We start from the raw sequence: 14,257 nt of genomic DNA on the forward strand, positions 1-14,257 counted from the left end.
CGGACAAATACTAATCCATCGATGACTTATTCAAATGTAACAACAGAAATTAAAAGAGTGCGTTCACTCTTCTCGATACTTCTATCCGGTTTTGAATGTATATACATTCACTAATAGTCTGGCGGCGATGGCGGAGAGGCCACACCTGTTCCCATGTCGAACACAGCAGTTAAGCTCTCCAGCGCCGATGGTAGTTGGACTGACGTCCCGCAAGAGTAGGACGCTGCCAGGCGATTACATAAGATTTACAAAATGGATGCGATGAGCCGCATTGAGACCTTTCGAGGTCTCTTTTTTTGTATTATAATAGATTAATATATTATTTATTAGAGGAGTATCATCATGCATACTTTAAAATTTAATTCATTGGCAGATACTGAACGGCTTGCTAAGCTATTATCCGGTAAAATTTCCGGAGGTACTGTTATCCTGCTGTCAGGAGATCTAGGCAGCGGCAAGACGACATTTTCACAGTTTTTAGGTAAGTATTTAGGTGTGAAAAGACATATGACATCACCGACATTTAATATTATAAAATCATATAACGCGGATGTTAAGCTTCATCATATGGACTGTTACCGCCTGGAAGATTCAGAAGAAGACTTAGGCTTCGATGAATATTTTAACGATACTGATATCGCGCTTGTAGAATGGCCGCAATTCATAGCTGAATTTTTACCTGAAGATGCAATCAAGATTAATATTCAGTACGAAAATGAAAACGAGCGTCTTGTGACTATTGAAGCTACAGGAGATAATAATATTAAAATTGCGGAGGATGTCTATGATAAGTTTACTGCTTGATACAAGCAATCAGGCACTGTCGGTTGCGGTAAACCGCAATAGTAAAATGGCTGCAGAAATCAATACGAATTATAAGAAAACCCACTCTGAAACGCTGGTGGATAACATTCAAAAAGTCCTCTCAATTGCAGATATTAAGAAATCTGAGATAGATAGAATAATTGTCGCAAGAGGCCCAGGTTCATATACAGGAGTGAGAATAGGTATTACAGTTGCCAAGATGCTCGCAAAACAGCTTAATGTTCCTGTATATTCAGTATCATCATTATTTGTACTTGCTGTATCGAATCATGTTACAGGAAATACTGTGCCGCTTATCGATGCGAGAAGAGCGCATGTTTACGGTGCATTGTACAATATCGAAGAAGATGATTATACTGAAGTTATTGCACCATCATACGTTGAATTTAAGGCTTTATCAGCTGATGTTGATGAGGCTGTGTATTTACTGAACAGCCAGGAAAAAATTACAATTGATATTGATGAGTATACTCATGTAACACCTAGAATTTCAGAGGTAGAACGTTATGAAAAAGCATTAAAACTTGAAGATGCTGATCAGCTTGTACCTGATTATCTGCGCATCTCGGAGGCGGAAAGAAATTGGCAGGACAACCAGTAATTAGAGCAATGAAAGTTGAAGATTTAAACGCTGTATACGATATAGAAGTCGAAGCGTTTAAAAACTCAACGTGGACGATGGAAGCTTACACGAGAGAACTTGTAATGAATAAATTCGCTCACTATTTTGTAATGGAACTAGAGGGTGAGATTGTTGGTTATACAGGAATATGGCTGGTTGTGGACCAGTGTCAAATTACCACGGTTGCTGTTGCTAAGAAAGTGCGGGGTAAAGGATACAGTCATCTGCTTATCGAGCATATTAAAGAATATGTAAAGCCGCAGGCGGACGTTGTCTCACTGGAAGTGCGGGTCGATAATACACCGGCTATGAGACTGTATGAACGAAATGGCTTTAAATACGGCGGTGTACGTAAAAACTATTACGGAGAAGGACTTGATGCACACGTGATGTGGGTGAATCTTAATGAGTAAAGATATTAAAATACTGGCGATAGAAACGAGCTGCGACGAGACTGCAGCCAGCGTTATTCAAAATGGGAATGAGATTTTATCGAATGTAGTAGTGAGCCAGATAGACAGCCATAAACGATTTGGCGGCGTTGTGCCGGAAGTTGCATCACGTCATCATGTAGAAGCAATTACACACGTTATAGATCAGGCACTAGAGGATGCAGAGCTTGAGCCTTCAGACTTAACGGCAGTTGCTGTGACTGAAGGGCCCGGACTTATAGGGGCACTGTTAATCGGTATTAATGCAGCGAAAACATTTGCTTATGTGCACGACCTGCCGTTAGTACCGGTACATCATATTGCCGGGCATATTTACGCGGCACAGCTTGAAAAGCCGCTCGTATTCCCCCTTATAGCACTCGTTGTGTCAGGCGGGCATACAGAGCTTATATATATGAAGGATCATATGTCATTTGAAATTATCGGTGAGACGAGAGACGATGCTGTCGGAGAAGCTTTCGATAAAGTGGCGAGAGTAATAGACCTGCCTTATCCCGGCGGCCCGCATATCGATAAGCTCGCACAGAGCGGAGAAGATACCTTTAATTTTCCGAGAGGATTAATGAAAGAAGAGACGTTTGATTTCAGTTTCTCAGGCTTAAAATCTGCGGTGATTAATAAACTTCATAACTATAATCAAAAAGGTATTGAAGTGAATAAGAACGATGTGGCAGCGAGCTTCCAGGCAAGTGTCACTGACGTACTGACAGCGAAAACATTCGCAGCATTGAAAGAATATGATGTTGAAAACCTGATCATTGCAGGCGGTGTTGCAGGCAACAGCGAAATACGCAGCAGATTTTCATCGATGTGTATTGATAAAAATATTAATCTGCAAATTCCAAAATTGAAATTCTGTACAGATAATGCTGCAATGATCGGTGCTGCAGCATATCATTTATATAACAAAGACCATTTAGCAGACTTAACACTTAATGGAAGGAATTTTATCGATATAGAAGAATATGCGTTTTAGAATATGAAAAGAGTATATTTTCACTATCGGATATGGTATAATATGGATAAATAATTTAAGGAGGGGCATGACATGATACCGCGTATATGGAACACACTTTTGAATCAATAATTTAATAAAAATTTCAAAAGTCTTGTTCAAACTATATTTATACACGGGAGTAGTATGTCCTTTTTTAAAGTGGAAATATAAGTTTGAGACAGCAAAAGGCTGTCTCTTTTTTTGTATAAAAATATAGTTTGCAAGCTCACAAGGAGTGCAAATTATAATGAATGAATTAAGTATAAAGCTGAGTAACATATCAGTAAGTTTCGGTAACAAAGATATTTTTGATATTGAAAACATGTCGGCATATATGAATGACCGTATTGCTGTTGTAGGACGAAACGGTATAGGCAAATCTACTCTGTTAAAAATAATTGCCGGTGAGTTTAAAGAATTTACAGGTGAAGTTCAGAGAGAAACCGAATTTAATTATTTAAGCCAGATTGGAGAGCTCAATCGAAATATCGATGAGACGCTGGATTTTGAAATGCTGAGCCGGATGAATGTACCGGATAATGCAAAATTAAGCGGCGGAGAAGAAACTAAATTCAGACTGGTGCAGACATTGTCAGACTATAAGACGGGTCTTCTGCTGGATGAACCGACAACACATCTCGATCAGGAAAGTATTGAGTATTTAATCAGCGAATTGGAATATTATTACGGGACACTAATTTTTGTCAGTCATGACAGGCATTTTATTAACAGTCTTGCGACTAAAATCTGGGAAGTCTCGGATGGAACAGTGGCTGAGTATACAGGGAACTATACAGAATATGAAGAAATAAAGAATAAAGAAAAGCTGGAACAGGAACGTGAGCATGAGAATGTGAACAAAGAAAAAGAACGGCTGAATTCTGCTATAAATAAACAGAAAGCCAAAGCAGAAAAAATGATGTCAGGCAGTAAAAGTAAGGGGCAGGATATTAAGCCAGACCGGCTGTCGAGTTCCAAGCAGAAAGATACTGTACAAAAACAGGCGTTTAAAACTGCTAAAGCAATGGAAAGCCGTATGGAGCAGCTGAAAGAAACAAAACTGCCGGAACATCAGGCTGAATTAGAATTTCCACTCACAAAAGCGATGATACTGCATAATAAATTCCCAATAATGGGACAGGATATAACGGTTAAAAGAGGCAGTAAAATTCTTTTGGATAATGTAAGCTTTCAATTTCCGCTTGGACAGACGATAGCGGTGACAGGAAATAATGGCACGGGGAAATCAAGCCTCCTTCAAGATATAGTAAATGGAGAAAATTACTTTGATATTTCACCGAAGGTTACGATAGAACAGTATAAGCAAATGGATTATAAGCTTTTTGGAGATGAATCGGCAGTAAAATTTTTAATGCGCCATACCGAGCTCGAGGAGCCTGTTGTCAGAAGTATGCTCGTGAGTTTAGGATTCAGCCCTCATGAAGTTATGAAACCTGTAAATAAATTAAGCGGCGGTGAAGCAACGAGAGTTTCTCTGGCATTGATGTTTGTGAAACCATCGAATGTGATTATTCTGGATGAACCGACAAACTTTATCGATTTAGCAACGATTGAAGCGCTTGAAAAATTTATAAAAGCATACAAGGGAACGATTATTTTAACGTCGCATGACCAATATTTTGTAGAGCGTACAGCAAATCAGATATATAGGATTGAAAATCAAAAGTTACAGCGGATAAAATAATTTTAATTTATTGTTATCCGGGTGTATAATGTAAATGAATTTAATCTGCAGAACAGAGGCGGAATTATGATTAAAGCAATTCAGTACTTTAACTATTCCAATGCACTCGAAGCGCTCGAATTTTACGAGAAAAATTTTGATGCTGTAATTAACTCCAGAGTACTTGCTTCTGATCCAATGTTCGCTGATGCACTCGATGAGATGGGCATGTCACAAGAAGACGCAGAGACTTTTCTTATGAATGCCGAGTTTGAAATACTCGGACAGAAATTTATGGCGAGTTCTACCTGGGAACAGAAGGAGATTGATAACTCGGGCGCAATTCTGGCCTTTACGTTCGATATTAATAATTCTGATGAACTTGAACAGGTAAAACAATTCTATGAGAAGGCAATTGAAGCAGGTTGCAGAGCGGACATGGAAGCAGGTCCAACAGAGTGGACTGAATACTTCGCGAGTTTTAAAGATCCCTATGGAATTAACTGGATGATCAGCGGAGAATAAATTAAAAACAGGCACTGATCTTAAAATCAAGATTCAGTGCCTGTTTTTTTATTTAAATATGATTATTAATTCGAACGTACATTCACTTAATAATACGTTTGACACAGTGTTTGTTCTGTCAAGACGGAACGTACGTTTTGTCCACAGTTTGTGGATAGAATGTGGATAACTTATCCAGAACTGTGCACTAATCTGTGGATAAGCGTGTTGATAACTATGAATTCTGTGGATAAACGATGTGGAATGCACTAATAACAGCATTCCTCCTGTGCATAACTTTTTAAGAGAAATTTTACTGTTTCATCGAACATACAGTAAAATTTCTGTAAAAATCTTTAAAGTTCAGCGAGCAGTTCCTCAGCTTCTGACCATTCGGTCATCAGTTCTTCAAGTTTCTGATTAATTTCCTGCAGCCTGTCATTTAATTCCTGTGCTTTCTCGTAGTCATTAAATACTTCAGGTGCAACCAGTTTATCTTCTATCATCGTCAGTTCAGTTTCCAGCGTCTGTATTTCCTGCTCAAGCTTTTCACTTTGTTTTTTAACACGCTTTAATTCATTGCGTTTTTGTTTCTGGGCCTCATAATCAGAGACGTTTTCTTTTTTCTCTGCTGCTATTTCAACAGGTACTTCCATAAATTCAGCTTCTTTTTTCTTATGCAGGAAGTAGCTGTAGTCGCCGTCGACCATCATTACCTTATGCGGTTCTATTTCCATGACACGGGTTGCAATTTTATCAATGAAGTAACGATCGTGAGAGACCACGATAATCGTTCCCGGGAAGTTTTCGAGTGCGGTTTCCAGCACTTCCTTACTGTCGATGTCCAAATGGTTTGTCGGTTCATCGAGGATAAGCAGATTATTTTCTTCCAGCATCAGTTTAGCCAGCTGTATTCTTGCTTTTTCCCCGCCGCTTAATGAGTTGACCTGCTTCATTACTTCATCTTGAGTAAATAAGAAGCGGCCGAGTATTTTTCTAACGTCGCTTTCTTTCATCTGCGGATATTCTTTCCAAAGTTCTTCGAGAACATTATTCTGAGAAGTGAACTCGGCTTGTTTCTGATCGTAGTAGCCGATAGTCACATTTGTACCGTACTGAATATTGCCGGACAGTGCCGGAATAATTTTTGCGATTGTTTTAGCAAGCGTCGATTTACCGATACCGTTCGGTCCTAAAACAGCGAGACGTTCTCCTTTATCTACATTAAAAGATAAATCGCTCCGGAGTACAGTTTCATCGTAGCCGATTGATAATTCTTTTAAGCGGAGCACATCATTGCCGCTTTCACGTTTAATCGTGAAGTGGAAGTCTGCACTCGAACGGTCGATGAACGGTTTATCCATGCGGTCCATCATTTCAAGTTTCTTGCGGCGGTCCTTAGCCATGCCTGAAGTTGATGCACGGGTAATATTTTTATCGATAAAAGTCTCTAAGCGTTTAACTTCGCCCTGTTCACGCTCATACTGCTTCATTCTGAGACGGTGTGTTTTCTCTTTTTCTTTAACGTAATTTGTATAGTTTGTATGATAGAGCGTTCCACGGTGTAACTCGATTTCATAAATTTTATCGACGGTGCGGTCCAAAAAGTAACGGTCGTGACTAATAATAACCACTGCCCCGTGATAGCTCTTCAAATATTGTTCCAGCCATTCAACAGTTGCCATATCCAAATGGTTGGTAGGCTCATCGAGCAGCAGCAGATCCGGCTTCGTCAAGAGCATCTTGCCGAGAGCGAGACGTGTTTTCTGACCGCCTGAAAACTCTTCAACTTTACGTTCCAGGTCAGCTTCTGTAAACTGCAGCCCCGTCAGTACACTCTTAATTTGGGCATCGATTGTATAGCCGTCACTGTGTTCATATCTGAGTTGTATATTTTCATACCCTTTAAGTTTTTCAGTATAGTCCGGATGTGTATGTTCATGTTCAGCCAGCCATTCAGCTATTTCTGCCATATCAGTATTCATTTTAAGAATATCAGAGAAGGGCTTCTGAAGTTCATCTCTGACAGTTTCTTCAGACTCCAGCGTCATCTGCTGAGCAAGATATCCGAGTGAAACATTTTTAGGCATGCTGATTGTGCCGCTGTCGTATGTCAGTTCATCAGCCATGACTTTCATTAAAGTACTTTTGCCTGCACCGTTTTTACCGACGATACCAAGCGTTTCCCCTGACTTCACTTCGAGATCAAGGTTTTCAAAGATTGTATTCGTACCGTATGACTTTGAGACATTTCCCAATTGTAAAAGTATCATTATTGCCTACCTCATTTCACTCTTTAGTTTACACGAAAAAACGACATATTTCGACCAGAGAAACCGGTGGCAGCCGCTATATATTATGTTATAATTGAGCGACTAGAAATATAGAGGTGAAAGGGAATGTCTAACAAGAAAAAAATCCCTAATGCAACTATGAAACGTCTACCGCTTTATTATCGTTACTTCAAACAAGAAGAGAATAATGGTAATGATAGAGTTTCCTCGAAAGAAATTAGTGAAGCATTAGACATTGACTCAGCGACTATTCGCAGGGACTTTTCTTATTTTGGAGAATTAGGCAGAAAAGGTTATGGCTATAACGTCAGCAGCCTGCTTAAGTTCTTTCTGGAACACATCCAGGGGAGTAATGTAAAAAATGTAATACTTCTTGGTGCAGGTAATCTTGGCAGTGCGTTATTGAACTACAAATTTGCAAACATTCATGATAAAATGAATGTAGTTGGCGCTTTTGACAGCAATCAATCACTTGTAGGAAATGAAATTAATGGTATTAGTATTTTTCATACAGATGATTTAGAGGCAATCATACAGCAGGAGAACGTTGAAGTTGCAATTATGACTGTGCCGATGGAAGCTGGACAAGAGTCCGCAGAACGTTTAGAACAAGCAGGGATTAAAGGCATTCTTAACTTTACACCTATCCGGCTGAGCACTGGTCCTGATGTGACTGTACACAGTATTGACTTAGGCGTAGAGCTGCAGGCACTATTTTTCCAGATGAAAAATAAATAGGAGGGGTATTCATGATAGAAGTTCTTTTACCAAATACATTAATGGCGGTTACTCCAGTAAGTTTAATCGTTATTGCAGTAGTAGCGCTTATCATTTTCGGACCTAAGAAACTTCCGCAGTTCGGTAAAGCAGTCGGTTCTACACTGAAAGAATTTAAAGACGCTACTAAAGGTCTGGCTGATGACGATGATGATGACGACGACAGAGTCAGCAGAAAATCAGACAGCGAAGCTAAAAAAGAAGAACCTAAAAAAATTGAATCAGAAGCATAAATTAGAGGGTGGCGAAAGCCGCCTTTTTTTAAAGAGGTGATTTAAATGGCCGATGAGGAAAGAGAGTTTACCGAGCATTTTGAAGAGCTGAGAAAACGTTTATTAACGGTAATGTACTTCTTTGCTGCCGCATTATTTGCCGGTTTTTATTTCTCAAAACCATTAATATATCAATTACAGAATGCACCATGGACAGAAAATGTTCAGATGCACGCATTCCAGGTCACAGATCCGCTTAAAATTTATTTAATTGTTATTGTGGCTATTGCCTTTATTATAATTTTACCAGTTATTATGTATCAGCTGTGGTCGTTTATCACTCCCGGGCTGTATGAGAAGGAACGAAGTATAACGCTGCTGTACATACCGGTAGTCATGATTCTAATGCTGCTTGGCATCGCATTTGGCTACTTTGTTGTTGTACCGTATATTATTAAATTTACATTTGATTTATCTGTTGAAATGGGAATTGAAACGACGATTGGTATTAACCAGTATTTCGGCTTCCTGTTCAGAACAATACTGCCGTTCGGCTTTATATTCCAAATGCCGGTGCTGACATTGTTCTTAACACAGCTGGGTATTATTACGCCGATGTTCCTGAAGAAGAACAGAAAATATGCATATTTTATTATGTTTGTGCTGGCAGCAATTATTGCTCCGCCGGATATTATGACGCACTTACTGCTGACAGTTCCGATGATTATTTTATATGAAATCAGTATTCATATTTCAAAAATTGGCTACCGCAGATATTTAAAAGCAGAACAGCAGCAGTTGGAAGATGAGCTGTAATAAAATGGGAGGTAATGAACATATATGCCAAAAAAACTTGAAGAAATTTCGCGTGCAGAGATAGACGATTTAATACAAGCAGCTGATGATTCGAAGTGGAAACAGGTATATCATGTTCAGCCGCCATTTGGATTTTTAGGTGCCCCGACGGGATTTAACTATGTAAATGGTATTTATCATTTATTTTATGAATGGTCACCGGACAGTGATTTAACAGTCACACCTGACAGTAAATACATCTATCATGCAACGTCAAGAGATCTTGTAACATTTCACAGTGAAGGCGTGAAAATTAAACCGGACTCGCTGTATGATGCTGAGAATATATTCGGTGGAAGCTTGTCTAAAGTGTTCAATGAAATCAGTTACTTTTATACAGGAGAACGTCTGAGAGGCGATGAGCTGATGACGTCCCAGCTTGGCGGTTATATGAATACCGACGGTAAAGTTCAGAAGTATGCAAGTCCGCTGATAAGAAATACGCCAGCGGAATATCTTGAGTACTTCCGTAATCCTTACGTTACTGTAACCGACAGAGAAGTCGTAATGTTCGTCGGCACGATGAACCGGGAAGAGTTCGGCAGAGTGCTCATATACCGCGGTCCGTCAGTGGAAGAATTGAGATTTGATAGTGAACTGGATACAGGCTATAAAGTCTTCGGCTACTTATGGGAACAGCCGGAGTTTTTTGATCTGGATATGGATTCAGTATTTATATTCAATGCCAGAGGACTCGATAAATTCTCTACGAATTTTTGGAACATCTACCAATCGGGTTATATGATCGGTGATTTCGAACGTCAGGGAAATTACTTCATCCACGATGACTTTTATGAATTTGACGGCGGCTTTGACTTTTACCGTCCTGCAACGACAGTAGATGAAGATGGCAACAGAGTGCTGATTGCATGGATGGCAGCAGAAGAGAGCGGCTATCCTTCAGCAGCAGACAAAACAGTTAATGCAATGACAATTCCGAGAGTGCTGACGATAGACGGAGAAAGAATTAGACAAACACCTCATCCTAATTTAGAGAAGATGCGCGGTGAAGCAATTACAGCCGAAGGATATTTCAAAGAATATCCGACGAAACTGACGGCTTTTTACGGTGAAGTCTATGAACTGAATATCGATATACTGGAAAACAATGCGTCGATACTACATATATATCTGCGCAAAAACACGCGTCATGAAACTAAACTCGTTTACGACAGTGACGAGCAGATTCTGACGCTGGACCGGACATTCAGCGGTGAGGAAATATTGAATGTAGACGGCCTGGTGAGGCAGATTAAGCTTGAAGAAGACCTTAGTAACATGAGAATTTACGTGGACAAATCGAGTATCGAAGTATTTATTAACGACGGAAAATATACAATGACAGCAAGAATTTTCCCAAGTGATAATGCTGAGGGACTCGAGATGGTAACGGAATTTGGAGACTGCCGTGTACAGTTAACACAGTATCCGCTCGAATTGCAATAACAGATATAAATATAGCGAAAAATTAGATAGTTTTAAAAATAGAAGTAAGAAGCTGTAACAATATATTGCGAGAAGTGATATAATTACACCATATTATTCATATCAAGTGTCAACATAACAGTAAAAAGAGGTGGTTAATTATGTTTTCTGTACTTAGTCAGATTAATAAACGGCTGGAATATATGACGCCGGTCGAACAGCGTATCGCAAAATTTATGCTGGAAAATCCAAATAAAGTTATCAATATGCCCGTCAAAGAAATTGCCAAACACTCATCGACGAGTGATGCAGCGATCGTACGATTCGCTAAAAGAATCGGACTGCAGGGGATCAAAGAATTAAAAGTGGAACTTGCAAAAGAACTGCACACGCTTGAGCAGGAAAAGATTTCACGTGTCATTGAACTTGAAGAAGATACCCATGCGGATATTTTTGATAAAGTATTTAAGAATACGATACAGGCTCTGTACAACACAGAGAAAATCGTCAATCGTAAACGTATGCAGGAAGCTGCAGAGCATATGGTTGAAGCAGATAATACATTTATATTTGGAGTCGGCGACTCGGCTAATGTCGGACATGACATGGAACAAAAATTACACCGGGTAAATATCAATGCTTTCTTTACTGCCGACAAATACTTATGTATGACACGTTTAACAAATGCGAAGCCGAATGATGTACTGTTTGTGATTACTTTATCTGGTAAAACACAGGAAGTTATTGAAATCGTCAAACTCGCTAAAAAATTAGGTGTAATGACGATTATTTTAACGCAGAACCATTCTTCGATTGCGAAAAGAAATTCGGATATTGCTATTGAAATTACTGAAGAAGAAACTAATATTCAGTATATGAATATGACAAGCCGTATTGCTCAGCTGATTATTTGTGATGTGCTGTTTTTCTATGTGTGCAAGGAACTCGGTTCAAGCGCATATGAAACGATTATTAACACATATGACATGACACACTAGTAAAATTACATAATAATACGTGAATATTAAGGTTATGTAACAACTTTGATATTGTATAGAAATACCCTCATGCATCAACTATAATAAGTTGTACATTAATGTGAAAAGTCTACTAAAATGTATAATTTATTTCAGGATGCGTGGAGGGGAAACAATGCGAAAATCAAAAGTTCAAAAAATGAAGCTAGCATCTTTACTGCTGCTGTCCACTGTACTAATCCCTAACATTGCTTATGCTGACGAAGAGATAGATGAGAGTATGGAAGCTGAAACTGCTGTAAACCAAGCTGAAATACAAGATGCAGAACAGACAATTAATGAACAAGAAACAGAGTCTGAAGAAAACGCGGGAACGCCGGAAATCACACCGGGTGAAGCGGCGACTGAAGAAGTAACACCAGACGTAAATACTTATAATAATGATATAGAGACAAATACAGAGAATGCTGAAGAAGAAACTGTTGATGACAGCGGTGGGAAAAATGAAGAAACCGCACCGATACTGCAGCCGGCAGAACCTGAAGAACAGCCGGAAGAAAACCAGGTAGTGACTCCTGAAGAACTTGAGAGTAATGAAGAGACTGCTCAGGAGGAGGAAGAAACTGAAGTACCTGCAGGAGAAGAAGAGACTCCTGCAGATGCAGTCGAGGGTACTGAATCTGAAACTGACAGTACACTTGAAACGCCTGTGACAGAAGAACCTGATAACGGCACTCAGCAGGGTAATATCGACGATAATCAGGAAGCAGTACCTGAATTGCCAATAGAGCAGATTGATCCGATAGAATCAGTTGATCCTGAAGGTGAATCAAGTACAGAAGAACCCTCAGCAGAAGAAAACACTGTAACAGAACAGCCTGAAGAAGGCACTGTGGAAGAAAACCCAAGTACTGTTGAAACTGAGAAGAAGAAATTATACCGTTATGACTACGGAGATATTTTAAATGGAATTTCATTTAGCGAAGAGAGTATCCATGATGACTTGTCCACACTGGATCAGAGAGTATCACGTGTAATGTCTTCCAAAGTTATTGAAGAAAAAGATTTAACAGCAGAACAGAAGTTAGAACTTGAAGAGAAAGTTAAAGCTGAACAGGCAACCTCGTATGACGCGGAAGAACTTCCGAATACAGGTGAAGCGGATTCGACTAACTATGTATTTGCAGGGTTACTGACGATATTCGGTGCAGTATTATTATTTATGAGCAAGAAATTAAAAACAGATAACTAGTAGATTATTGATATCTATAAATTTGAGAGCCTGGCGGCAAACGCCGGGCTCTTTTTATGGAAAGTATAAGATGTTAGAAATATTATAAAAAAATACCAACCAGGGATTACAACGCATCTTCGTTGTCACCTCTATTTTGTATTCAATGTTATAATATTTTTATCAGTATTGTTCAATATTCTGAAATTACATACATAACATCGGGGTGAAGGAATGAAAACATTAAAAATCGCATCTATTCCAGGGGACGGTGTCGGCAAGGAAATTATGCCTGAGGCGATTCGCGTGTTGGAAAAAGTTGCACAGGTTCACGGGGGATTACAGTTTAAATTCGAAGAGTTCCCGTACAGCTGTGACTATTATTTAAAACACGGAGCAATGATGCCTGAAGATGGTATGGATCGCCTCAGCCAGTTCGACAGTGTATTTTTAGGTGCTGTCGGCGATGCAACGAAGGTACCGGATCATATTTCATTATGGGGGCTTTTACTTAAAATTCGTCAGGAGTTCCAGCAGGAGATTAACATCCGTCCTGCAAAATTACTGAAGGGTATTAATTCTAAATTAGCAGATCCTAAAGATTTCGATATTGTTGTTGTCAGAGAGAATAGTGAAGGGGAGTACAGTTCGATTGGAGGACGTATTTTCCACGATGATCACGAGATTGCAATTCAGAATAACGTTTTCTCTAAACGTGCAACGAAACAGGCGATGAATATTGCTTTTGATCTTGCAAGTAAGCGTAAAGGCCTTGTGACAAGCGCGACAAAATCTAACGGGATTTTCCACGCGATGCCGTTCTGGGATGAGATTTTTGCAGAGATTTCCGCCAAGCATACAAATATTAAATCAGAGTCTAAACATATCGATGCATTGGCTGCTTATTTTATTACACACCCGCACGAGCTTGATGTAGTTGTAGGCAGTAACTTATTCGGAGATATATTATCGGATGTCGGTGCAGCGATTATGGGAAGTATCGGTGTTGCACCTTCTGCGAACTTAAATTTAAATGGCAAGTATCCTTCAATGTTCGAGCCCGTACACGGTTCTGCTCCTGACATCGTCGGTAAAGGAATTGCCAATCCCATTGGCCAGATTTGGACAGCTAAAATGTTATTGGAGTTTAACGGAGAGGCTAATATTGCCGAGCACTTGATGAAAGTCATTGAATCTGTCACAGCTGATGGTTATCAGACACCTGATTTAGGCGGTAAATACAAGATGACTGAAGTGACTGATGAAATTATTAACAGATTAGGAAAATAATTGTGTTATCCCCGCATAAAATTTTCATTTTATGCGGGGATATTTTTTAGTTACGTATACATGAAGTCTGCTCATATCAACGCAACGCCACAAAAAAACAGGACCAGCTCAG

General features: G+C 39.4%; 14 protein-coding genes and 1 rRNA gene. 14 read left to right on the forward strand and 1 reads right to left on the reverse strand.

Annotated elements, in window-relative coordinates:
* The first annotated feature begins 117 nt into the window (after positions 1-117).
* The 7 genes from rrf (at position 118) to H625_RS0102790 (ending at position 5,105) form a co-directional block, all read left to right on the forward strand.
* Positions 118-232, forward strand: a 5S ribosomal RNA gene (rrf, locus tag H625_RS0102760).
* Positions 233-342: 110 nt separating this feature from the next.
* A complete protein-coding gene (gene tsaE, locus H625_RS0102765) occupies positions 343-804 on the forward strand; it encodes a tRNA (adenosine(37)-N6)-threonylcarbamoyltransferase complex ATPase subunit type 1 TsaE (RefSeq protein WP_035785068.1) in 462 nt (153 codons plus the stop codon).
* A complete protein-coding gene (tsaB, locus tag H625_RS0102770) occupies positions 785-1,426 on the forward strand; it encodes a tRNA (adenosine(37)-N6)-threonylcarbamoyltransferase complex dimerization subunit type 1 TsaB (RefSeq protein ID WP_026858543.1) in 642 nt (213 codons plus the stop codon). Before tsaE ends, tsaB begins: the two co-directional genes overlap by 20 nt.
* A gap of 8 nt (positions 1,427-1,434) precedes the next feature.
* Positions 1,435-1,860: a ribosomal protein S18-alanine N-acetyltransferase gene (gene rimI, locus H625_RS0102775; protein WP_051238955.1), complete on the forward strand. Its 426-nt coding sequence runs from the start codon at positions 1,435-1,437 to the stop codon at positions 1,858-1,860.
* Positions 1,853-2,875, forward strand: coding sequence for a tRNA (adenosine(37)-N6)-threonylcarbamoyltransferase complex transferase subunit TsaD (gene tsaD, locus H625_RS0102780; protein WP_026858545.1), 1,023 nt, complete (start codon positions 1,853-1,855; stop codon positions 2,873-2,875). Before rimI ends, tsaD begins: the two co-directional genes overlap by 8 nt.
* Positions 2,876-3,143: 268 nt before the next feature.
* Positions 3,144-4,601 carry a ribosomal protection-like ABC-F family protein gene (gene abc-f / locus H625_RS0102785; protein ID WP_026858546.1) on the forward strand — a complete coding sequence of 486 codons (1,458 nt, stop codon included), beginning with the start codon at positions 3,144-3,146 and terminating at the stop codon, positions 4,599-4,601.
* A gap of 66 nt (positions 4,602-4,667) precedes the next feature.
* A complete protein-coding gene (locus tag H625_RS0102790) occupies positions 4,668-5,105 on the forward strand; it encodes a VOC family protein (RefSeq protein WP_245573092.1) in 438 nt (145 codons plus the stop codon).
* Between the two features lie 335 nt (positions 5,106-5,440).
* Here the strand turns inward: H625_RS0102790 and H625_RS0102795 are convergent, their stop codons facing one another.
* A complete protein-coding gene (locus tag H625_RS0102795; protein WP_026858548.1) occupies positions 5,441-7,357 on the reverse strand; it encodes an ABC-F family ATP-binding cassette domain-containing protein in 1,917 nt (638 codons plus the stop codon).
* 126 nt (positions 7,358-7,483) lie between these two features.
* Between H625_RS0102795 and H625_RS0102800 the strand changes: the two genes are divergently transcribed.
* The 7 genes from H625_RS0102800 to H625_RS0102830 all read left to right on the forward strand — a co-directional run bounded on the left by H625_RS0102800 (position 7,484) and on the right by H625_RS0102830 (position 14,145).
* Complete coding sequence (locus H625_RS0102800; RefSeq protein WP_026858549.1) at positions 7,484-8,116, forward strand: redox-sensing transcriptional repressor Rex; 633 nt, start codon at positions 7,484-7,486, stop codon at positions 8,114-8,116.
* A 41-nt stretch (positions 8,117-8,157) separates the two neighbouring features.
* A complete protein-coding gene (locus H625_RS0102805) occupies positions 8,158-8,388 on the forward strand; it encodes a twin-arginine translocase TatA/TatE family subunit (RefSeq protein ID WP_051238956.1) in 231 nt (76 codons plus the stop codon).
* A gap of 45 nt (positions 8,389-8,433) precedes the next feature.
* The gene (gene tatC / locus H625_RS0102810) at positions 8,434-9,183 is read left to right on the forward strand and encodes a twin-arginine translocase subunit TatC (protein ID WP_026858551.1); all 750 of its coding nucleotides are present in this window, start codon (positions 8,434-8,436) and stop codon (positions 9,181-9,183) included.
* A gap of 24 nt (positions 9,184-9,207) precedes the next feature.
* Entirely contained in the window at positions 9,208-10,668 is a 1,461-nt protein-coding gene (locus tag H625_RS0102815) for a glycoside hydrolase family 32 protein (RefSeq protein WP_026858552.1), read from the forward strand.
* Between the two features lie 140 nt (positions 10,669-10,808).
* On the forward strand, positions 10,809-11,645 hold the full coding sequence (locus H625_RS0102820) for a MurR/RpiR family transcriptional regulator (RefSeq protein ID WP_026858553.1): 837 nt from the start codon (positions 10,809-10,811) through the stop codon (positions 11,643-11,645).
* Positions 11,646-11,799: 154 nt separating this feature from the next.
* A complete protein-coding gene (locus H625_RS0102825) occupies positions 11,800-12,876 on the forward strand; it encodes an LPXTG cell wall anchor domain-containing protein (protein ID WP_026858554.1) in 1,077 nt (358 codons plus the stop codon).
* Between the two features lie 213 nt (positions 12,877-13,089).
* Positions 13,090-14,145 carry a tartrate dehydrogenase gene (locus H625_RS0102830; RefSeq protein WP_026858555.1) on the forward strand — a complete coding sequence of 352 codons (1,056 nt, stop codon included), beginning with the start codon at positions 13,090-13,092 and terminating at the stop codon, positions 14,143-14,145.
* Positions 14,146-14,257 lie beyond the last annotated feature (112 nt).

This window comes from Jeotgalicoccus psychrophilus DSM 19085, assembly GCF_000425845.1.
Lineage (GTDB): Bacteria > Bacillota > Bacilli > Staphylococcales > Salinicoccaceae > Jeotgalicoccus > Jeotgalicoccus psychrophilus.

Coding starts and splice junctions, on each gene's coding strand:
- H625_RS0102800 (WP_026858549.1), top strand. CDS start 7,484: ATGTCTAACAAGAAAAAAATCCCTAATGCAACTATGAAACGTCTACCG.
- abc-f (WP_026858546.1), top strand. CDS start 3,144: ATGAATGAATTAAGTATAAAGCTGAGTAACATATCAGTAAGTTTCGGT.
- H625_RS0102790 (WP_245573092.1), top strand. CDS start 4,668: ATGATTAAAGCAATTCAGTACTTTAACTATTCCAATGCACTCGAAGCG.
- rimI (WP_051238955.1), top strand. CDS start 1,435: ATGAAAGTTGAAGATTTAAACGCTGTATACGATATAGAAGTCGAAGCG.
- tsaE (WP_035785068.1), top strand. CDS start 343: ATGCATACTTTAAAATTTAATTCATTGGCAGATACTGAACGGCTTGCT.
- H625_RS0102820 (WP_026858553.1), top strand. CDS start 10,809: ATGTTTTCTGTACTTAGTCAGATTAATAAACGGCTGGAATATATGACG.
- tatC (WP_026858551.1), top strand. CDS start 8,434: ATGGCCGATGAGGAAAGAGAGTTTACCGAGCATTTTGAAGAGCTGAGA.
- H625_RS0102815 (WP_026858552.1), top strand. CDS start 9,208: ATGCCAAAAAAACTTGAAGAAATTTCGCGTGCAGAGATAGACGATTTA.
- tsaD (WP_026858545.1), top strand. CDS start 1,853: ATGAGTAAAGATATTAAAATACTGGCGATAGAAACGAGCTGCGACGAG.
- tsaB (WP_026858543.1), top strand. CDS start 785: ATGATAAGTTTACTGCTTGATACAAGCAATCAGGCACTGTCGGTTGCG.
- H625_RS0102795 (WP_026858548.1), bottom strand. CDS start 7,357: ATGATACTTTTACAATTGGGAAATGTCTCAAAGTCATACGGTACGAAT.
- H625_RS0102825 (WP_026858554.1), top strand. CDS start 11,800: ATGCGAAAATCAAAAGTTCAAAAAATGAAGCTAGCATCTTTACTGCTG.
- H625_RS0102830 (WP_026858555.1), top strand. CDS start 13,090: ATGAAAACATTAAAAATCGCATCTATTCCAGGGGACGGTGTCGGCAAG.
- H625_RS0102805 (WP_051238956.1), top strand. CDS start 8,158: ATGGCGGTTACTCCAGTAAGTTTAATCGTTATTGCAGTAGTAGCGCTT.